This window comes from Bacteroides sp. AF39-11AC, assembly GCF_003474285.1.
Lineage (GTDB): Bacteria > Bacteroidota > Bacteroidia > Bacteroidales > Bacteroidaceae > Bacteroides.
Genome location: NZ_QROH01000006.1, coordinates 247,861 through 269,419, shown reverse-complemented (window position 1 = coordinate 269,419; position 21,559 = coordinate 247,861). Strand labels below are relative to the sequence as shown.

The following is a 21,559-nucleotide window of genomic DNA, read 5'->3' as shown; positions in this document are numbered from 1 at the left end:
AAGTCCGTACCAACTCCGTATCAAGTCCGTACCTGCTCCGTATCAACTCCCAATAAAGGTACCTTTATACGGACCAGGTACGGAGTTGGTACGGAGCAGACACGGTTCAGGTATGTTTTAAATATTATTTCAGAGTTTATTCAGCAAATGTGCCTGTAGACATAAAGACTACCGAATACATAAAATAATCCTCACCCTCTGTCTGCGGTTGTTCAAACAGTTGTTTATAAATAGGCTCCGGCTCAGGTCCGAAAAGCAAATCTGCATCCGGAGTGTAAATACCACAATACCATACAGGAGCCGCTTTCATATTAAAGCGCGGAATGCCTTCTATTACAAATTTATAAAACCCAACCTTATCGCCATCTTTTACGACTCTTGTCAGCCCTCCGTAATTGGTACCCATATTATATCTCAACCCTTTTAAAGGAATATATCCATCTTCAACCAGGTTACCCTCTGCAAATTTCTTCGCTTTACAGGTAAAAGGTATTTCATATTCACCACCTTCGGGAGACAGGATAAAAGGATTAGGACCATCTACTTTTATAGTGTATTCATACTCTACTTTTGCCTTCGATATTACATCTATCAATTTGTAGACAATGCTACTTCCATCAGCAGGAGGATCAACCAAGGTTCTTTTCTCAACCCATAAAGCATACTCATAGCCTTTTTCGTAAATGAAATCAGCAATTCCTTGAAAATCCAGCGTTTTGTAGTCGCTTTCACTTTCTTCTTTCACCAGCATACAATCGATGGGAGAATCACTTCCCCAAGGCTGATAAGTACCTGTTTTGTCAGAAATAAGCATTTTTACAGTTTCTACCTTGTCTTGCGGTTCATCATCACTACAAGCAACAAAGCCAGTGATTGGCAGGATTAATAGCAATAATCCTAATAAGCGTTTTGTCTTCATAATGTTTTCTTTAAGTCTAGTTTTGTAATTATGCAAAGATATACAAAATCTCTTTAAGCTTATTATAAACAAAGCCTTTTATTTCTCTTCTCAGAAGAAGCTTGAATAGAATTTTAAAGGAGATAGGCTATATGAAGATATAAAAGCGTACCTTCGTCAACAGAATGAGATATCGAAGAATAACAACCACCGGAGAAATCCGGGAAAAAAAGAAAGATCGTAGGCAAACTATATATGTCTGGCTGATAGTAATTGTGATCGTGGCAATACTTACCGGAGTGGGTTATCTGGCCACTCCCAGTACTTCATTGCTCCAGCAAACAGCATTTCGTGGTATCAGCTATCGCCCACTCACGGCACTCGTGATGCTTTTCACTGCCATTCTTATCATTGTTATTGGTGTACTACTGGCAGATAAATACACAAAAGTCGGATATTACCTGAAGACCATCGCCTGTGGCATTGTTATAGGAATGCTTTTTCACAGCATGGGTATCAATCTGTTACTGAATATGAATCGTTGGTTGGCAAGCAGGACTCCCGTACGCAAAGAATACAGAGTAACAGAAATCCGTTTTCTAATGCCCAATAAATTGGCTCGTTATCGGACCATATTGCCTGAATGCAGAATTCTGAAAGCTGTCGACCAGGATAATCCTGACGACTGCCTTTACTTCCATGTCCCCATAGATGCACAAGTAGCCATGGGATGTATATTGCATGTTACAATAAAAAACGGTATCTTTGGGTGGAAAGCAGTGGATGAACTGGCGGTAGATTGTAAAGAACTACATGAGTATGTCAAATAAGAAACTCAAAATATTATATGAAAACCATTTAAATCACCGGATATGAAAAAACACTCCATTCTATTCCTTTTAGGATTTATCTTTCCTATCTGCACCCATGCTCAGGACATATCCGGAACATGGAATGGAAAGTTGTCGCTCCCCAACGCTTCCTTGACTATTTGCTTCAACCTGCAACAAACCGAGCAGGGATATACCTCTACTTGTGACAGTCCCGATCAGAATGTAAAAGGCATTCCGACAGGCTCCACACTCTTTCAGGATTCGATTTTGACGATTCAGATTCCTGAGATCCGTGCCTCTTACAAAGGAAAGCTAGAGAAAGACGGCAAAATATACGGAGACTTCACACAAGGACTTAGATTCAAACTAAATCTGGAAAAAGGAGAAGTAGCCAAACCTAAACGCCCCCAAGAACCACAACCGCCTTTCCTCTATAAAGCAGAAGACATTACTTTTGAAAATAAAGAAGCCGGAATCACACTTGCCGGCACTCTGACGCTTCCTGAACAGGGAAAAAAATTCCCGGCAGTAGTATTGGTTACCGGTAGTGGCGCACAGAACAGGGATGAGGAAATAATGGGACATAAGCCATTCCTGGTAATAGCAGACTACCTGACCCGTAACGGTATAGCCGTACTTCGCTGCGACGACAGAGGCGTAGGAGGCTCAACAGGCGTTTTTGCAGAAGCCACCAACGAAGATTATGCCAGCGATGCAGAAGCAGCAATCAACTACCTGAAAGGTAGAAAAGAGATTAATCCCAAACAGATAGGAATCATCGGTCATAGCTGTGGCGGAACCGTGGCTTTTATATTGGGTGCCCGTAACAAAGATATTGCTTACATCGTTTCAATGGCCGGCGCTACCATAAAAGGAGACAGCCTGATGTTGAAACAAGCAGAAACAGTTAGCAAGTCAGGTGGCACCTCCGATGCCATGTGGGAATTATACAAACCCACATTACGCGCCCGTTATGCTATATTGGCACAGGACAAAAGCACTGAGGAAATTCGGAAAGAGCTATATGCCAACATTATTGCAACACTGCCACCCGTACAACTGCAAGACCCAAACATCGCCAAACAAATAGAAGTTGAGATGAACGGAATGCTCTCCCCGTGGTATCTTCATTTCATGAAATACGATCCGACCCAAGATTTAAAGAAGATAAAATGTCCGGTACTGGCTGTCAATGGAGATAAAGACATACAGGTAGATGCAGACATGAATCTCAAAGCTGTGGAAGATTGGGTCAAGTCTAACGGGAACAAGAAAGTTACCACCAAGAAATATCCCGGTTTGAACCATTTGTTCCAATCCTGTAAGACTTGTACAATTATGGAATACGGGCAATTAGAAGAAACCATCAGTCCTGAGGTCCTGAAAGATATGACAGAATGGATTCTGCTGAATTGTAAACATTAGAGTTTTGCAACGCATAAGAAAGGCCGTATCAGAATAAATGAAATTCTTTTATTGATACGGCTTTTTTCTTTACTTAGATTTTCTTTCCGATGTAGAATGCATAACCATAAAAGTCTTTATACTTATAGTATAATTGTTGTTCATGGCGCTGATTGGCAATCAGTTCTTCAGCAGCTTGGTTACCTTTATATTTTCGTAGGAAGTCCTCTTGGGCTTCAACCTGCGGCATATAGAAATGTTCGATCCAGCAATTTTCCGGTATACAGAAACAGGCTACAGGGATATATCCGGCCTTCTGCATCTGTGCCAGCTTATTGGGAATCGTATTTATTTCAGGATAAGCATCCATCCAGAAATCATCGATCTCAGCCGGACGTTCGTCAGTAAACCATGACACCTCTGATACAGCAATATAACCGCCTTTCTTCAAAAACGGACGCCATAGATTCAACCCGTATTCAAAACCAATATTATAGATGGCTCCTTCCGACCAGATAAGATCTAATTCTTCATTCCGGAACGGGAGTTCATCCATTGATCCAATAATACCTTTCACTCTGTCCTGAAGGTTAAAGTGCTCGGCATTACTATTGAATTGGTTGATAAAATCAGGAAACAAATCAATGCCTGTAATTTGTCCCGGGGCATGTTGCGCCAGCGTAATCGTCTGGCCACCTGTGCCACAACCCAGATCAGCAATCAGAGATTTATCCGTAAGCCCCTCAACAAAGCTAAGAGCCTTGATTGTTGTTTCAGCACTTCCCGGTCCCTGACGTTCTACACTTGAAAAGTATTCGCAGATTAAACTAAAATCGAATTCGTGAATAGATTTATTTTCGTTACTCATGATGCCCACAGTTATTTACTTACCGAATCCTTCTTAACTTTAAACATCCAACATTTTTTTATACCTCCACAAAGATAGGCAGACTTTTTATTCCTGCAAATTATCGGAAGAGAAAAAAGAAAGCCGCTTTTTTCAAAGCAGCTGTTGCAGAAGCATAATATCTGTTACTTTCGCTATAACTATAATTTAAGTTGCTATTATATTTTCCTTATTTTCTGACACTCAGGACAATAGTAAACCGATCCTCCAAGATAAGCTTCTTTCACAATCACACTGCTACAGCGCGGACAGGGATTCTTCCATGTTTTGGAAGAAAGAATCGTTTTATACCCTCCCTCATTTCCATAAAGATCCGTCTGGGTATCACGACCTCTTCCGGAAGTCATAGCCATTAAAGTATCCTTCAGAGATTTAAAAAGTACCCCTTTCTGTCCATCCGACAAGTCAAGCACTTTCTGTTTCGGGTGAATCCCGGCATTGAACAGAATATCCTGCGTTACCCCATTGCCTACACCCGGAATACGTTGTTCGGTAGCCAACAGAGCTTTAGCCGTCAATGTCTTTTTGGCTGAAGCAAATAATTTCTCAAATTCCGCTTCCGTATAAGCATCACTCAGCGGGGAAATACTTTCACGGCTTATCGTATAATATTTATTGTCGATAACCCCATCGGGATAGGCACTGATAAAGCCATACATGGCAACCGTAAATACAAGAAACGATTCATCTTCAAAAGTCAGCAGCAATTGGTAATTGGCAGGAACTTTATCACCCGGATTATAGTAACGTGCGCTCACCCCGTCACCGATATTCATTATCACATTGTCCGACAGGTAAAAATCGACAAACATCCCATATCCTTTAGACGACAGAATCGTCTTTCCGACGAGCAACTTTCCATACTCCAGTGGATCGCCACTATAGAACGTGAACTTATGAGGCTTGGTAGCATTGAACACTTGCGTAATCGTTTTACCACTTAAAACATCATTGGCTTGCTTACTCAGTGTAAGTACTTCTGGCAATTCTAACATACTTATATCATTTAATTATTTATCAATAGGAATATAAATCTCCGTCAGCAATCCCTCAACCGGCGTTTCATCCGGTGAATTGAGATACACCTCAAACGTCAACGGACGTTTCTGATGATACATACTGTAAGGAAACCATTGATTATAAATCGTCTTATAAAATTCAGGTAAATCAGAATAACTGCCTTTATACCTGAAAACAGCGTACATTCCTCCGGGTATTTCCCGAAGCGATAATTTCCCCTCGGACTTGGCACTCCCTTCAACAAGAATCCCGATATAGAACCGCCGTTGTTCCATCGGTGTAATCAAGGGATTATCCTGACTTATACTCACAAAAAGACTACTGGGAGCATTCTGCAAATGAACTGCTTTATAATGCAGTAATTGCTTCCAGATCGTGGTGTAAGCATATTTATCACGAAAAGTATCACCCACTTCTATGCAAACAGCTTTCAGGGTATTGATACGCATAATCTTAGCCTCGGGCATGCTATCCGGTTCTTGGCTCGCATTGACAGACTCATACTTTTCGCGATAAGCCGACATGGAAATGCCAAAGTGCTTTTTAAAAGCCTTTGCCAGACTGAACTTTGTCTGATAATTGGTCTGCATACCAATTTCCTCAATGCTCTGTCCGGTAGTTATAAGCAAATGGGCAATGTATTCCAAACGCAGACGCTGGATATATGTACCAATATTCTCTCCGGTAACATTCCTGAAAACCTTTCGGAAATGGAAAAATGAGAGATTGACAATCTTAGCCAACTGCTCTGGATCGATTTCCTGAAAGAGGTTTTGGTCAATATAAGTCCGAACCCAATTGATAGCTTCATAGTGAACATGTTGCGTCATCTCTTTCTGTCGCCAGCGTTTCAGGGTGGGAAGACGCTTGTTCAATAAGGTTCTTAATTCTTGTGGAGTATAGTCGGTTCCCGAATACCAGTTGTATTTATCGGTATATTTTACCCAGATATCCACCATCTCATTCATAGAGATATCCACTGTATAACTCCCGTCTTTCAGGCAATAGTAGCAATACTCGTCACTGTAGGAGTGATCGGCATTGGTGCCTAAATACTCTTCCACATCGAAACGGAGGGGCATCCCACAACTCTGGCAATATTGCTTATCTGCTATTTGTTCCATGCTACAAAGATACGAAGCTGATCCAAAATACAGTTATCCAAAATAGGTATCTTTCATATCCTCCACTTTCAATCCGTCCACTGAATACCGAATTTCAACCAGCAGATTATGCAACCTGTCCGGAAGCACTTGCCTACTGCCCTTTCAGAGTAATATCTTTGCCGGAAACAATTTATAATAACCACATGAAAATTACTTTTAAGATTCTATTGACACCATTGCTTGTCATTCTTCCGGGCTTAAGTTACGGACAGGGCTATATCAGCAGCGATTATATGCCGGCAAGTACCCTTAAAGATGATGCCGGCAATAAATACGGGTCGGGAGATTTACTTATTCTATCCGGCAGGTATACTCTGCCGTTCTCTGTCAGACACAATGAAAAAGGACAAGTAACGGCATGGTCAGCAACCCTCAATTGTTCCTATGGCATTCTCAACAACAAAGGACCGGCCAAAGAATTAAACCCTGATAATATACTGAACAGCAGTTTAAATATATCACACATCAGGCCCTTGTCCGATAGATGGAGCATTATCGCTTCTTTAGGTGCCGGAGTCTATGCTTCACCCAGTGAAATAATGATAAAGAGCGTATTAGCCAATGGTGCCGTTGTCTTTGTATATAAGCTAAGGAACAATCTTGACCTCGGAATCGGGGGTGGGCTTACCAATTCATACGGTATCCCGATGATATTACCCATGATATACTTCAGCTGGAGGAACACGGGCAAATACGAGCTTAAAGTAGACATGTCCAGCGGTATAAAAATATCTGCCGCTACCTGGCTGAACAAGAAATTTAAGGTAGAACTCACTGCTATCGAAATGGATGGCATGTCGGCCGTGATGAGCATAGACGGAAAGTCCAAAATCTATTCAACGGTAAGCATGAAATCTTATATAAGTCCGTCATTCTACATAAGCAAGAAGACGAGCATTTATCTGGGCATAGGTGGCAACTGGATACGTAGCGCAAAAATCTCAGACCGTAGTTTCAAAGGCTTTATCGAAAACTTTAAAGAAGACGATGGGAGCTGTAATTTCGGCACCTCCTTACGTTTTACGGCAGGTTTCCGGTGCGGCTTCTGACGAAAACAGACATTTATTCTCTAAAAACTTACATGGCAGAATAATATATTGTATTTTTGACAAAGAAACAGTAATACCCTAAAGAACAGAATCAGTATGACAAGATATGTATTGGTGGAAGATGAACGGTTCGCCTATGAAGAAATGAAACGGATGATGCAAATGTTAAGGCCGGACTATCAACTGGTAGGCTGGGCAGAAAGCATTGAGCAGGCAGTCTTACTTCTCAGACAGAACAAGATAGACCTGATGATTGTCGATATACGCTTATCCGACGGACTTAGTTTCGAGATTTTTGAGCAATGCCCCATTGATATACCTGTCCTCTTCACAACGGCCTACGACGAATACGCCCTGCAGGCATTCAAAGTCAACAGCATTGATTATCTGCTGAAGCCCATTGAAGAAAATGAACTGGACGCAGCATTGCACAAGTTCGAACGAAACCATTCGCTACATTCCACCACTCCCCAATACAAGAAACTGGAGACCGATTACTTGGCAGGAAATAAGAAAAACCGTTTTTTAGTCCAGATAGGAGATACTTTCCAGTATGCTGAAACCCATGAAGTCGCTTTCTTCTACAGTGAAGAAAAGTACACCTACCTGCATCTGTTCACCAATAAAAGGTACATTATCAATTACTCATTGGATCAACTGGAACCAATGCTGGACAGGGATCTCTTTTTCCGCGTATCGAGAAATTGCATCTCCAATATAAAGGCCATTCAAAAGAGTTCCAGGTATTTCGGCAGCCGTTTAAAGTTATATTTCCGCCCGGAATGCCCGCATGAAGTATTGGTCAGCCGCAGCCGTGCGAACGATTTTCTGAAATGGATAGACGGTACTTTATAAACTACGCTGATGAAACATAAGAAATACATATTCCTCTTTATCCTCACGATATCAATCTCTCTATTTGTTATCGGCTGTATCTATAACATAGTCAGCGGAAAGCCTTTAAAGATAAATCTGGCTTATCAGTTTATCATCAACCTTCCGCTATGTATAGCACTCGGATTTATTGATTTCGGAGTAATCAATTGGGTATACAAGAGATTAAAATCCACAAGTAATGTAGTCAGAATTTCTATCGACTTGTTATTGACCACCTTTCTCAGCGTTTCATTGGCAGGAATCCTGAACTGCCTGTTAGCCAGTCCGGAGATGTCAGGTTGGGATATCTTTAAAAGCTCCCTGCCTGTAATCCCATGGAACTGGATTGCCGTCTTCCAGATTGAAATCTTTTTCTATAACCTGCAGCAGACGGAAATGGAAAAGCGGCTGGCTGTTATTGAAAAAGAAAGAGCTTTGTATCAATTCGAAGTACTAAAGAACCAGATTAATCCGCATTTCCTGTTCAACAGTCTCAACGTGCTTGCTTCCTTGACCTATCAGGATGCAGAGAAAGCGAACCTGTTCACCAAGAAATTATCCACTGTCTATCGCTATCTGCTCACAACTCACGGGCAATTAAAAGTCACGCTGAAAGAAGAACTGTCATTTGTCGACTCATATCTGTATCTGGAACATATACGTTTTGGAGATACCTTGCACATCGACATAGAAGACAACGGAAAGAATCATAACCGCTTTGTCATCCCTGCAAGCATACAAATGCTTGTGGAAAATGCCATAAAACACAATATCAGCACCACCAACTCCCCCTTAATAATCCACATCACCATTGATGATGAAATGATTATTGTTTCCAACAACCTCCAGTTGCGCAACTACGTAGCTAAAAGTGGAACAGGGCTCAAGAATCTGCAACGCCAATATGCCCTATACAACCGGCAAATTGATATATTTCAAAACGAAAAGGAATTTGCAGTCCGAATTCCTTTTCTGGACTGAGGAATCAGTCTATCACAAAGCTTTCCGATTTGAAGCCACTGTAATATCTTCCGGAAATTGCCGTGAATTTCAGGACGCAATAGTCGGGATCGGTCACGCCTTCCGGATAATACATCGTGTCCCCTTCCCGCCATATCATCTCCTTACTGACACTATCTGTCAGCACTTCCATTGTGCCGCGCAACATGACACCTCTGAAAAACCTTGCATCACAGAAGTAGATACAGGCATGATTATTTTCCCTGTATTGCGCAACACGCATTGACGAAGTGTTCGTTGTCAGATAAATAGTCTTTATCCCTTCCCTCTTCCTGGGTTGCAGCATAGCCTTGATATTAGGAAAGCCCTCTGCATCCACCGAACCGATAAAAGCTGTTTTCAGCTTATCCATCATACCTCCGACTGTCTTTTCCGCATCTCTCATAATCTTATTATTTTATGGGTTATTATTCCGCAAAGATAGGCCCTCAAGGAAAATACAACGCAATAAGAACTAAGGGAGAAATGACACTTTTTACGGTTTATGCTCTTTCCGGTAAGACAAAGGTGTTTCTCCCGTACACTGACGAAAGCAACGGACAAAGTAGGAAACGGTTGAAAAATGCAGTTCGAAAGCAATTTCTGAAATAGGCAGTTCCGTATAGACAAGCAGTCGTTTGGCTTCCTCCACAACTTTATTCTGAATGTATTGCTTTGCACTGATTCCCATAGCTGAACTGACAATTTCATTCAGATAGTTTGGTGTGATGCATAGCTTATCGGCATAATATTGAACAGAGTGATGTTCTCTCAAGTCAGCCCCTACCCACTCCATGAACTTGCTTATGCGGGTATTGCTTACCTCTTTATGAGTACTGCCGTCAGACAACATCTTTTGATATGCCCGGTCCAAAAGCATGAGAGCCTCATAAAGCAATGCTCTCAATACATGTACATCGTTTTGTTTATACGAATCGATCTCTGTCTTAATATCACTCAACAATTGAAGCATACGTACATAAAGCTCATTCGACAAGTGCAGTCCGGCAGATTTCCTCCCCACATTGAAGAAAGAAAGATGCTGCACAAACAACGGATCTTTAAAGAAGGAAGACAGAAACTCATCCTCGAAGATCAAAGCATAGCCATTTACAATGTGGCCGGTATCCCAATTCCGTATCTCTCCGGGTTTGGAAAACAGTACATCACAGGGAACTGCCTTATGCGTTTGATTATCGATAGAAAAATTACCTTCTCCCTCTGTAATGAAAGTAATATCATAGTAAGTCAATGTGTGCACAGTGCCCTTGGTCAAGAACCTTTTTACGTACTTCAGTTCTACGACATCCACTAAAAGTTCGCTTCCGTACTTAGTCTTATAGAAAGTATACCGGGGAATTGAATTTTTCATTGAAAAGGTTCTTACTCTAAGGATCACATTACTGCATGCAAATATATTGAATCTTACGGAAAAACTACTTATTTATTCCCATCGATACTCTTCATTCACAGTATGTTTAAATTCAGTAAATCCTTTAAATCGAGCTTGAATATGTATTTCTATTTCCACAGTATAAATATCATTTACGGTATTTCCCTTAAACTGTTCACATAAATTGATTTTATAATCCTTATTCTTTTTAGATTCTATAAAGATTTCATTACTACGCATTTTAAAAACATAGTTAGTGGATGAGCTTAATATCTTTCCTTCTATATCTTTATAGTTTATCTTATAGTATGTTCCCGATCCAGGAGCATCATCCATACGAGGTTCAATGATAGCCAATTCATCAAATTGATTGGTTAAATTCAAATTTACAATTTTAGTTTGCTTATCATAAGATAATTTATAAGCTATTTGAGCTTGGCTAACTAATGAAAAAAACAGCGACAATGCAATTAGTAATGTTCTCATATTTTACAGTCTTTTACGTGAAACGATTTTCATGATTCAAATTAAGTGATTTACTGAGGCTCTTACGCCTACCAATAAAAATATAAAGCCCGATTAAAGGATGCTTATAAATGTTTCAAAGCGTTTGCTTTTACCTACTACGACAATATTTTCCTCTTTTATTAATCTAACAGAAAAATCTATTGTTACAAATATATCTTTCATACTCAACCAGTTTCTTTTATTCTTTAGATTAATACCAAAATATTTTTCTTCATATGGGTTTATCCAACTCATAGGACGAAATTCTTTCAAAATATCAGCCTTTTTATCATACTCTATCAATAGAAACATCCCTTCACCAGAAACAGGACTTTGTGGACTCTTCCTAAGGTAAACAACACTTCCATCAAACTCATTTGTACCAATGCGACCATTGAATATTCCAAATGATTTACTACTCTCATTTTTTACTGTTATGAGTAAAATTTGTGTTTCATTTTAAAAAGAGACATCTACCTTTAATTCATTTTGAGAAAAACACAAAACAGGAACGACACACAACATTATTGTATAAATAGTATATTTCATCATATATATAGTTTATTTACATTATACTCCTTTTGAAAGAATTTCCGTAAAATTACAAAATCAATCGAAAGGATTTTTTTACTTTAGATAATCTGTTGTAACTTCCTTGAAGACCCATTTTTTGTGCTTCCTTTGGAATTTGATTTTTATGAATACTTTAGTCTGCTTATCTGCATAGTTTTTGGCATATACATATGCTCCTGATTCTTTCAATTCTATTCGGACTATTTCTAAAACCTGGGTGGATGATAACTTATCTGCTTCCTCCCTGGTTACAGCCTTAAAAATAGAATAGTCATTATTTGAAGTAAATTTATTCTTAATCAAATAATGAAGTTCAAACTTCTCAGCCAAAGCCGTGACAATGCGTGCAGTAGTGCGTTCATCCGGCAAAGTTACTTTCTCTATTCGATGCATGACGACATTATTGGGTAAGACGAAATCGCCTTTTACAGCTTTTCGGATTACCAGACGATTGTGCTCTTTACTGGATTTCAAAACATCCATCTCCCATAATGCCATATTTTGCTCTGCATTTAGAAAAGTAAATGTGATAAAAGCACGATGTTTACCAAACGGATTATGCGCTTGCCGGAGATAAACATATTTATCAGACTTCATCAAGTCGCCACGATCGCTAAATAAAAATCCTCTTTGTTTGTAATTGATGCTATGAGAGAAAGCTTCTCTCATCTTTATAGGAATATGCATACTGGAAAAAAGAATTGAATCACCGACTTGATATTCATAACGACCAACTAATTGATTAAATATCATTTTTGTAATTTTCTTGGAATACTTTCGTTTTTCACTCTCTACAGGATGTGACCTCATATCCGAATTAACTCTTTCTACTTCAACTAATTCTACTGTAAAAATGGTGTCACAATCTACTGATTTCCATTGCCAACATCCTTCAAAACTACCCATTTTATAATTTGTCTCATCTGTTATATAGGCAGGAATAAGCTTGTCATCACCTACCCAACTTATTTCAGCTCCATATATTATTGTTGGTTTATATATAATAGTCCATTCCGGAATCTTAGCTTCCACGTTCACCTCATTCAATACATAGTTATTCGTTTGTAGTTGTATTTCGCCTAAATGAACATCAGTATTATTTATAGGCAAGGGAATTATTTTGGTTATCATTCCGATAGCCCTAAACTTTAATATATATTCCCCATTAGAGATTGCTTCATATAAGAAACATCCCAATGAATCACTAACAGTAATTGCTAAAGAATTAATAGTATCCGTCGAATGATAAAGTAGTATATGAATATCGGGCAGAGGCAAATGTTTTTCGTCTGTAAGTTTGCCATCTATAGTATGCTGAGCATAAGATAATAAAGGCAATAAAGTAAAAATTAAAAAGAGAAAGTATCGATTCATAATAGTTACAATGAAGTCATGTTCTCATTTGTGATTATTTGCTACTTATCATTACTAAAAGCCATATAGAACAAAATCTTATTTCGGCTCTTGTGCCCACCAATAAAATATATAACTCAGCATTTTTCCCTCTGTAGTAAGAGTGAACCATATATCTTTCTTAAGCTCTATTTCAATCTTACGATAAACAGAAATAGGAATTTCCGCAAAAGGATCGGACTTATGAAACTCAAAACTTACTTCATCAACTCTACCTGTACTTGAATTTATATACATAATTATATAAAAATCATGCCCTTTTACCTTCTGTTTTTCACTATCAGAGAATGCAGCATTTACAATAGATTTACATTTAGAACTGGTCCAATTGTCATCTTCAAACAGTTCAATGCCTGCATCTGTTTGTGCAAAAGATTCACCTGTACTTTTATAAACAGGATAAACTTTAATCCATTTATTGCTTTTATTATAAAGTGTAACAAACCCAGAGGCTCGTACATCACACTGATAAATATAGCCATCTTGATTGAAAGTTTTAGTAGTGGTATAATAATTCGTCTGTGCATACATATATGTAGCACTGAACAGTATACTGATAAAAATAATTAAAGTTTTCATTAGCAATTTATTGTTAGTTTCTTTAAATTCGTAAAATTTTCCAATCCTGGTCTATCATAATCAAAGGGATATTTATCCGCTGGATAATAGTTCTCATGAAAAGTAGGTACCACCCTATTTGCAATTTCAAGTTCCAATTCTCCAACACTCTTTCCGGACCGTATATTTCCTTTATGATCAACTATATTCGTCAAATTTTTAATTGCAATTCGCCGTGGATCAGTATTATCTCTTTTTTCCCATTTGCTTCCTGGATATTCCGGTAATCTGCTTGTATAAAGATACTGTGCATACCATGCTTCTATTTCTCCGTTCATATTAGAACCTTTATAAGAAGAAAGTGTCTCCTGATAAGCCCTGTAAGCATGCATCATTTCATGGAATAGCTGGTTACTTTCCATTTGGCTACCAAGGGTAATACCCGCCGTTGACCCATTCCCACTAAATAAGCCGTCTGACCCATTACTAAACTGAATAGTTAAAGTCTGACCATTAAGAAAACTTGCCAAGCCATTATACAATGCTTCCCCCATGCAGTCAGCTAAAATCTTATCAAGCATTTTCTCCAAAACTTTCCAGTTAGCCTCAGTCATATTCGAATTGCGAAAAATCTTTTTAGCTTTTGGAGTATTATTGCTCCCAGGTTTAACCGGATAAGTTTCATTACCTGCTCCTCCCGGAGGATAAGGATTATTCCACCAGTTGTCATCATCATCATTATCACTTGTACTATCTTCAACATAATGACAATCTTGATAAGATGTTGTATAAGGTATATAATCACAATATTTTACAATATCATATATTAAGCCAGTTTCCATATCACCTCCAACAAGCTCATATTCATCGTGGCAATCCTGCCTATATTCTGTTGTATATACATCATGACAATCTTGATAACCACGAGTCTGGACTGAAGATTCACCTTGTTCATTATATGAAGGTGAAATATAGCCCACAAGTTTTCCATTAGAGTATCTCCAACCATTGATAAAGGTACCATTTATCGCGTAATACAGTACCATTCCATCATAATCGGGTTCTCTATAGAGATAGCTGTTTCTTCCCATATTCCGACTACGCGTCAAATAATCATACGATCCTACAAATACCATAATGAAACTTCGAGTTTTATTAGTTACCAAATCTTTCAATACAACCATTTTTGTTGTATTACGGATATAATCAGCTTTCATACCTGGTTACCAATGCTTTGCAGTTTCCTCATCAAGGATTATATGCATTCCTTTACTTAAAGTAGGAGTTTCAACAATTTCAAAACGTCCCCTATTACTTTCTTTGGCTTTATCCCAATATGGTTTTATAGCCAGTTCTTTTCCTTCTCCACCTGAAGTACGTGTCGTTACAACTGGAGCATAATTACTTTCAAACCACTCTTTAGCTGCTACTGATGTGAGTTCTCTATTTTTATTTTTCGAACGTCTTGTTGTGGACCTTTCATCATCCTGCAACATGTGATCAGCGCAGGCAAATAGCATGCAAAGTATTCCTATACATGCTAAAATACGCCATTTTTTACATTTTCCAATGTTTTTCATGCTTTTTCTTTTTTCATTAAACAATTATTTTAGTTCATCTTCGAAGATTCTTCTTAAATCACGATGCAAATCGAAGGTACTAAAGCTGTAAACTTTTACATCTTCAGTAAGTATGTCGTGGGCTATTGCTACTGCTTCTTCTTTTCTACCAGTTTCATTGTATAAAAAAGCCAATTTCCCACGAGGCAGTTGTAGGGAAGGCATCATATCCGATGCTAATTTATAAGCTTCTTCAGCTTCTTTCCAGCGGCTCTTTTTTTTAAAATAATCTCCTTTCATAAGTAATAATCCCGGTGTAGGAAAGCTCCTTTCCAAATAATCTGATATGCGCAAAAATTCAATCTCTTGATGTCTCATTTTTGTTAATTGACAATAGAGGTAAGCGAAATTAATATCGTCAATCATTTCTTCTTGTAACCGAACAAAAATGTTAGAATCTTGAGAAATAGATTGAAAACTTTGAGAGTCTAAGCAAGTGTATAATTCATGATAGGAAGTCCATTTATTCCAAAGTTTCATACCTAAAAAACTACTTGTACCACATATTACTATTATTACAATTTTAGAAAGTAGCCTATTTGTACCCGAGAACTCATATGTAGTTCTAAAGTTTTTATTTAAATAGCAAGCTATAGCAATAATCCATAAAGCTTGTATAGAAAATACTTGATCTGGATATCCAAACATACCCCAGATTACTATTCCTGCAAGAAAAGCTTTGAACAAAACACAAACAGTAGTCCGGTTGGTAGATAAAAAAAGTATCCAAATAATAAAAGAGGAATAGATAATTAATCCAATAAGCCCATATTCCACAGTTATACGCAATGGCTCATTAAAAGCAAGATGAGTACTTCCTGCCAATCTTCGTTCTTCAGGAGACGCAAATGATTTCATGTAGTCCGCTTGATAATATAGATAGTTTGCAGCAAAACCACCTTTTCCAAATCCTGTTAAGGGTTTATCCTGTATCATTCTACAACTTATCTTCCATACCAGAAAGCGTCCATTAGCCGACTGTGGCTTTAGTTTGTATAGCATTCCGATAGAAATCAAAATTACAAATAATACCCCTGCTGAATAGTATAGCTTTATCTTTCTTCCCTTCCCATTATTCCTCAATTTTAGATAAAAACAATATAAGACAGATACAAACAGTGCTAAATAGGCAGCACGAGCATAGGTTAATATTAAAAGAGGGATACAAAATAGAACAACTGTAATTATGAATACCAGAAAGAATTTATGATTTATCAGTGATCTATAAAACAGTATAATACTGTTTAGAGCTATACTCAACAACAGGCTTAGTATAATAGCAAAAACTGCCGGATTATGAAATGGACCTGTTATGCGAAAATATTCACTATTAGAAGGGATATATTCAAAATATTGCAAATATCCCCATATCGTAAGTAAAACAGCAGTACCCAGCAAACTTTTAAAGATAATAATATAATGTATTTGCTGCAGCAAATGACTAGCAATAAATAAAGACAATAAGCATAAATATCCTATGTTCCATATAGTATTCAGATGTGAAAAGTCTATTACATAAAGTAACAAGAATAAGAAGCAAAATATATTCAATCTAGAAAATTTGATATCTTTTTGAGGTGCAATAAAACATAAAAAGCTTATTATAAGAGATATTCCAGCCATTCCAAAAACTGCAAATGTTTTAGGATGGTTGAATACCTCGACTGGTATACCAGCTACAGACATAATTATTAGTAAACCTAATAACAATGAAATTAAGTAATTTATTTTGCTTTTCATTTTATATTAACTACAATAATACAGTATCGATATGCAAAAAATATTGTTTTTCATTAATATAGAAGAAAGGAAGTTCCTCTTTGCCTTCTGTTAAATTCCGCAGCCAATACAAGGTAGCTACAGGAACATTTTCAAAATCCAAATATTGATGTTCTGCCCGTAATACTTTATGTTCTTTCCATTCACCATCGTAATAAAGAAGCATATAACTATTACCGGGAACAATCATGTTATTGGCATTGCGAGGCACAAAACGAATACTTGTTATTTGTACAGGCGTTTTAAAATCCATGCCAATACTTGCTGCGCCGACATACGTATTATAATTATTATCAAAAGCATATTCGGGTTTACTGCCTGTCCGTATCGGAACTCCATTTATACGATAGAGTTGACATGATTTTTGCCGTACCAATTCTTCTTCTGAGAAAACAGGCAAAGCCGTAGGAATTGTACAATTATGATTTGGAGAATAATTTCCAAGAAACTCCATATGTGCAATATTTACAGGTTCACTATTGGAAGTGCAAAAGCGATAATAGCGATATTGCTTACAATTCTCAAAAGCAATTTCTTGTAAATAAGGTACAGGCATCTCCTTTATGGTGCAAAGTGTATCATATTCCCCTCGCTCTTGATTACCTCCCAGTAGGCAAGCGCCATTCAATTTTTCATAAAAAGTTTTCATTCTTCTTTTTTGTGGATACTTGCGTAGCAAATGCATCCTGATTTTTTGAGAAGTATCACAATTCAATGTCAAATACTTTAAATCAGACCATCTTCTCTGTTTGTTAAATGATAGTTTTCCATCAATTACAGACACATCTACTACATTCCGAGGTAATTCATTCGTTGTTAAAGGTTCAGGTATATCTTTTGATATTGAGGATGAATAAATGATAAATGGTTCAGCTATAGGTAGCATATTGTCTGCATCATAACAAACCGGAAAAAATAAAGTATTTAAAGGAACTTGTTCGAAGATAATCTCATGTTTTGAATGATCTATTTTCCCCCAACCTACCGGAACTAATTTATTATCGACAGTAAACATCGCTAAATAAGCTATGTTATTATGGCTATCTACCTTAAAGGGTAATCGTAAAGTTATTGTCTGATGATATCTGAATGTTTGATCACTAAGTAGTGGAGTCTTAAAACTTTCTGGAATAAATTCATCTTCATCAGCCCAAAAGTAAGGAGTGTTTTTTTGTGCTCCATAGGTCTTACGGTATACCTTTCCTGCATATTTAATATCACTTTCCCAATCTTCTCTGATATTATTATCTGGTGCGGTATAAGGTTGTAATATGCCAATGGAGTCAGGAGAAACACACCAAAAATGTCGATTATCCCGATCGGTCCATTTAGGGGTAAATTCGTATATCGTTGGAATGCCGCAAGCACGAAGAACATTACAACTCCAATTTGTCATATTATGACAATCCATTTTAAATTTTGGCACAAACAGATCATAGATACCTAAATGTCCTTTAGGTTTTGTATGATGATTTATCCATCTACATTTATCTACATAAATTTTATAGTGTTCAATTTGTGTACGGATAGAAGCAGTGTCCACTAATAAACTCTCGTACATTTTACGTATTTCACTACGTTTATGCGCTAGATACTCATTCGTTGTTCGATACGGAAGAATGAACTCTTTAAAAAAATCAAAATCTTTTCGATAGTCATATTCATTTGCCTCCCAAATTTTAATCGCCTCCTCAATATTATCTATTAAAAAGTTCGACTTAACAGTTTGCAAATCAGAAAGGTGAACACCTGACTTAATTTGTGGAGCTGGCAATGTATTAAAAATTTCACCTAAAGTCAAACGCAAAGAATCATATTCTCGTCCCTTATATTCTTTCTGTTCGTTTAGAGGTATTTTGCTAAAAATACCTCTATAAAGAGAATCTGTATGTATGAAATAGCTATTATACAAACTGTCTAATACAATTTCATCTTTACTTTCGTGGTATTGCATATTGGTTATTAGAAAACATGCTGATTCATAAGCCACTTTACCTCGGTCTCTAAAATGATTAAGAACAGCTTCAAGTTCAGGCCGATTATTACCTGCTAATACCAGTGCTTCTTCCAAATCTGACGAACGGAAATTACAAGATGTTAGGACAAATAACAATATGCCCCATAAACGTATTAATTTCATGATATGGAAATTTATTTCAGAATATTATTGGTCTATACTAAATTCTCCCCATAAAAAGAAATATATAGAATTTATCATAATCTGATATTCCCCTTTATTTTTCGTGTTTATATCAATTATTATATCAGGTTGATTATGATTCCCAAAATATATGTATTTGCCAGTACTTTTATCAATGATAGCAATTTTAACATCATTGACAGGACATGCAAAATTAACATACACACAATTTCCATAAAGAAAAGCAGTAGCAGCAGATTGTCGTACAGGAGTACGCGCAATGCCCTCATCAAAATCAGTATCATCTCCTTTCAATGGTATATCTTGTTTAGAAAACTTAGAAAAGTCATCGACGGGAGAAGTTTGAGAATAGATCTCTGTATTACAACATAAAGTTGCAAGAATGATAAAAAATAGAATTGCATTTTTCATATCTTATTTTTTTAATTTGCCGCAAAGTTCAAGCAAAATTCATTATAAAAATATTAGAGTGATATGTTAATGCATAAGAACACAGAATATAACTATTTAATAATCAACAAACTGCTAAATTACTCCTGATGATTATTCCACTTTTTCCGTCAAATATTTCTCAATATTTCTTTGAGCTTTATTGTATGTTCCATATCCATTCTGCGTAATATAGACTTCTCTTTTTTATATACAGCATCTACACTGCAACCAAGGATTAGTGCTATTTCAGAGAATTTGAATCCAAGTTTTATGAGACAGCAAAATCTGATATCATTATCTACTAAAGAATCATATCGATCTACTAAACGTGTGGTGAAATTAAAAGATACCAAATCTATTTCTAATAATAACTCCTCCCAATCTTTTTCTTCCAAATTCATTTTACCAGTAGAGTTTTTAGCATTTTCATCTTTTATATACAGTAATCGTTGATAAATAGGAGTGTCTTCTATTAGTCTCTTAAACTTAATACCTTTCAGCTGTTTTATTTCTTCTTCCTTTTGCTCTAATAGCTCTTTCAAGTCACTAACAATATGCCTTTCCTCTTCCAAAAGTCCATTTAAGCAACTATTTATTTGTAGTTGTTTAATTCTATCACCTTCACTTTCTGCGCATGATTGTTCCAAAAGATTAATTTCATCACGTTTTTCCTGTAAAAGTTGTTCAAGTGCACTTTCTTTTATCTGGATATCTTGCTGATTTAGTAATGATAATTTAACTTTATGTTGTTCTGTAAAGTGCCGCCAAACAATGCTGCTGATTGCAATCAATAAAACTATGGATAATAATAGTATATACAATCTATAGCGAGACATGAAAGTCTCATATTGATATACAGACTGATGATAGAACATATCTTTTAATGTTGCAATAACCTTAGCAGGATATTCTTCCTTTATTGCAGAATCTTTATAAACTATGTATGCATCTTCATATTGCAATGCCTCTGAATATCTCCCTTGTATTCTAGCCACATCAGCCAATCTCATATAAGCTCCATATTTTGTATAATAAGATTTGGATTGCACTGCCTTTTTTAAATAATAGGTAGCAGAATCATATTGTCCTTCTTTATAAAAACTACTTCCAGCTATCAAAAAAGAAGCATAGTACTTCGCTGTATCGGATTCTATGATGAAAAAATTGTGTACAGTTTCTATCGCTTCTTCCGTCCTTCCCATATATTGATATAATGACGCAAGAGAATATAGCATTTTCTTTACCAAAGGAGTGTTACCGCCAGAAGACAATATTGTTTGAGCTTTCAACAGTTTCCGCTCTGCCTCCAAATAGAAACCTTCTCCTCTTTCCATACAAATATCTGCTCTTTTGATGAGGCTTACTACCCATCTCAACGAATCTTTATGTTCACTCGCCATTCGTTCTGCTTGTTGATATACAGAATCGGCTTCTTCAAGCAATCCATGTGTATAAAATAAGTGTCCCAAATTAGATTGTAATAAGCATAATAGATCATAATCTTGCGTTTTGTTTGCCATGGGCAATGCTTTCATAAATTCGCGCACAGTTCCAATTACATCTTTATTATCCTGGCACACACGCCCCCAGTAATAATGTGCTTTTGCACACATCGATTCATTCTTTGAATTATCGTAATATTTCACAGCTATACGTATCAATGAATCATCAGTATGACGAATATAATTTTTATCGTAGGCCTGAGTTAATAACAAAGCATATCTGGCTTGTGAAGCCGGTGTATATAAAGATTCCGGTGAAACAGAACCAAGAATTTGCAAGGCACTATCATAATATAACTTTCTAATCAATGTGTCTGCATAAGCCAAAATTTTATCCTGACTATTTGTCGGACGTGGGGTACAAGAAATGAATCCAACCCCCATAAGCAATAAAACATATAATATATTTTTCATAAATTACATAATAAGGAACATTACCTCAAAAATAAGAAAAAATGCAATATAACGGT

The 21,559-nt window shown here is 36.9% G+C and carries 21 protein-coding genes; 5 read left to right on the top strand and 16 right to left on the bottom strand.

All coding sequences use genetic code 11. The features are described 5' to 3' along the window. Nucleotides 1–136 precede the first annotated feature (136 nt). Nucleotides 137–919, bottom strand: a complete 783-nt coding sequence (locus DW036_RS14860; protein ID WP_118465084.1) for a DUF4377 domain-containing protein — start codon at nucleotides 917–919, stop codon at nucleotides 137–139. Between the two features lie 164 nt (nucleotides 920–1,083). On the opposite strand from DW036_RS14860, the gene DW036_RS14855 reads away from it, so the two are divergent. Both DW036_RS14855 and DW036_RS14850 read left to right on the top strand, forming a co-directional pair. Then, complete coding sequence (locus DW036_RS14855) at nucleotides 1,084–1,728, top strand: hypothetical protein (protein ID WP_118465083.1); 645 nt, start codon at nucleotides 1,084–1,086, stop codon at nucleotides 1,726–1,728. Nucleotides 1,729–1,770: 42 nt separating this feature from the next. After that, nucleotides 1,771–3,156, top strand: coding sequence for a S9 family peptidase (locus DW036_RS14850; RefSeq protein WP_118465082.1), 1,386 nt, complete (start codon nucleotides 1,771–1,773; stop codon nucleotides 3,154–3,156). Between the two features lie 73 nt (nucleotides 3,157–3,229). Here DW036_RS14850 and DW036_RS14845 read toward each other — a convergent pair whose 3' ends face one another. The 3 genes from DW036_RS14845 to DW036_RS14835 form a co-directional block, all read right to left on the bottom strand. Then, entirely contained in the window at nucleotides 3,230–4,003 is a 774-nt protein-coding gene (locus DW036_RS14845) for a class I SAM-dependent methyltransferase (protein WP_118465081.1), read from the bottom strand. A 197-nt stretch (nucleotides 4,004–4,200) separates the two neighbouring features. Continuing rightward, a complete protein-coding gene (locus DW036_RS14840) occupies nucleotides 4,201–5,037 on the bottom strand; it encodes a zinc finger domain-containing protein (protein ID WP_118465080.1) in 837 nt (278 codons plus the stop codon). Between the two features lie 15 nt (nucleotides 5,038–5,052). After that, nucleotides 5,053–6,186 (bottom strand): GyrI-like domain-containing protein, encoded by a 1,134-nt coding sequence (locus tag DW036_RS14835; protein ID WP_118465079.1) that lies wholly within the window; start codon nucleotides 6,184–6,186, stop codon nucleotides 5,053–5,055. 185 nt (nucleotides 6,187–6,371) lie between these two features. On the opposite strand from DW036_RS14835, the gene DW036_RS14830 reads away from it, so the two are divergent. The 3 genes from DW036_RS14830 (at nucleotide 6,372) to DW036_RS14820 (ending at nucleotide 9,134) form a co-directional block, all read left to right on the top strand. Continuing rightward, nucleotides 6,372–7,277 carry a DUF6268 family outer membrane beta-barrel protein gene (locus DW036_RS14830; protein WP_118465078.1) on the top strand — a complete coding sequence of 302 codons (906 nt, stop codon included), beginning with the start codon at nucleotides 6,372–6,374 and terminating at the stop codon, nucleotides 7,275–7,277. A gap of 96 nt (nucleotides 7,278–7,373) precedes the next feature. Beyond that, nucleotides 7,374–8,132: a LytTR family DNA-binding domain-containing protein gene (locus DW036_RS14825; protein ID WP_118465077.1), complete on the top strand. Its 759-nt coding sequence runs from the start codon at nucleotides 7,374–7,376 to the stop codon at nucleotides 8,130–8,132. A 9-nt stretch (nucleotides 8,133–8,141) separates the two neighbouring features. Next, nucleotides 8,142–9,134 (top strand): sensor histidine kinase, encoded by a 993-nt coding sequence (locus tag DW036_RS14820; RefSeq protein WP_118465076.1) that lies wholly within the window; start codon nucleotides 8,142–8,144, stop codon nucleotides 9,132–9,134. 4 nt (nucleotides 9,135–9,138) lie between these two features. Here the strand turns inward: DW036_RS14820 and DW036_RS14815 are convergent, their stop codons facing one another. The 12 genes from DW036_RS14815 to DW036_RS14760 form a co-directional block, all read right to left on the bottom strand. Then, nucleotides 9,139–9,558: a pyridoxamine 5'-phosphate oxidase family protein gene (locus DW036_RS14815; RefSeq protein WP_118465075.1), complete on the bottom strand. Its 420-nt coding sequence runs from the start codon at nucleotides 9,556–9,558 to the stop codon at nucleotides 9,139–9,141. Between the two features lie 90 nt (nucleotides 9,559–9,648). Continuing rightward, nucleotides 9,649–10,524: an AraC family transcriptional regulator gene (locus DW036_RS14810; protein WP_118465074.1), complete on the bottom strand. Its 876-nt coding sequence runs from the start codon at nucleotides 10,522–10,524 to the stop codon at nucleotides 9,649–9,651. 72 nt (nucleotides 10,525–10,596) lie between these two features. Beyond that, nucleotides 10,597–11,031 (bottom strand): hypothetical protein, encoded by a 435-nt coding sequence (locus DW036_RS14805; protein WP_118465073.1) that lies wholly within the window; start codon nucleotides 11,029–11,031, stop codon nucleotides 10,597–10,599. A 93-nt stretch (nucleotides 11,032–11,124) separates the two neighbouring features. Further along, nucleotides 11,125–11,325: a hypothetical protein gene (locus DW036_RS14800; RefSeq protein WP_147401495.1), complete on the bottom strand. Its 201-nt coding sequence runs from the start codon at nucleotides 11,323–11,325 to the stop codon at nucleotides 11,125–11,127. 354 nt (nucleotides 11,326–11,679) lie between these two features. Next, complete coding sequence (locus tag DW036_RS14795) at nucleotides 11,680–12,999, bottom strand: carboxypeptidase regulatory-like domain-containing protein (RefSeq protein WP_118465071.1); 1,320 nt, start codon at nucleotides 12,997–12,999, stop codon at nucleotides 11,680–11,682. A 78-nt stretch (nucleotides 13,000–13,077) separates the two neighbouring features. Further along, complete coding sequence (locus tag DW036_RS14790; RefSeq protein WP_118465070.1) at nucleotides 13,078–13,617, bottom strand: DUF5043 domain-containing protein; 540 nt, start codon at nucleotides 13,615–13,617, stop codon at nucleotides 13,078–13,080. Then, entirely contained in the window at nucleotides 13,617–14,813 is a 1,197-nt protein-coding gene (locus DW036_RS14785; RefSeq protein ID WP_118465069.1) for a hypothetical protein, read from the bottom strand. The genes DW036_RS14790 and DW036_RS14785 overlap by 1 nt, the downstream gene beginning before the upstream one ends. A 6-nt stretch (nucleotides 14,814–14,819) precedes the next feature. Continuing rightward, a complete protein-coding gene (locus DW036_RS14780; RefSeq protein WP_118465068.1) occupies nucleotides 14,820–15,176 on the bottom strand; it encodes a hypothetical protein in 357 nt (118 codons plus the stop codon). Nucleotides 15,177–15,200: 24 nt separating this feature from the next. Further along, nucleotides 15,201–16,955 carry an O-antigen ligase family protein gene (locus DW036_RS14775; protein WP_118465067.1) on the bottom strand — a complete coding sequence of 585 codons (1,755 nt, stop codon included), beginning with the start codon at nucleotides 16,953–16,955 and terminating at the stop codon, nucleotides 15,201–15,203. A 10-nt stretch (nucleotides 16,956–16,965) separates the two neighbouring features. Beyond that, nucleotides 16,966–19,134, bottom strand: coding sequence for a hypothetical protein (locus DW036_RS14770; RefSeq protein WP_118465066.1), 2,169 nt, complete (start codon nucleotides 19,132–19,134; stop codon nucleotides 16,966–16,968). A gap of 24 nt (nucleotides 19,135–19,158) precedes the next feature. Next, the gene (locus tag DW036_RS14765; protein ID WP_118465065.1) at nucleotides 19,159–19,566 is read right to left on the bottom strand and encodes a DUF3244 domain-containing protein; all 408 of its coding nucleotides are present in this window, start codon (nucleotides 19,564–19,566) and stop codon (nucleotides 19,159–19,161) included. Nucleotides 19,567–19,715: 149 nt separating this feature from the next. After that, nucleotides 19,716–21,503 carry a hypothetical protein gene (locus tag DW036_RS14760; protein ID WP_118465064.1) on the bottom strand — a complete coding sequence of 596 codons (1,788 nt, stop codon included), beginning with the start codon at nucleotides 21,501–21,503 and terminating at the stop codon, nucleotides 19,716–19,718. Between the last annotated feature and the right edge of the window lie 56 nt (nucleotides 21,504–21,559).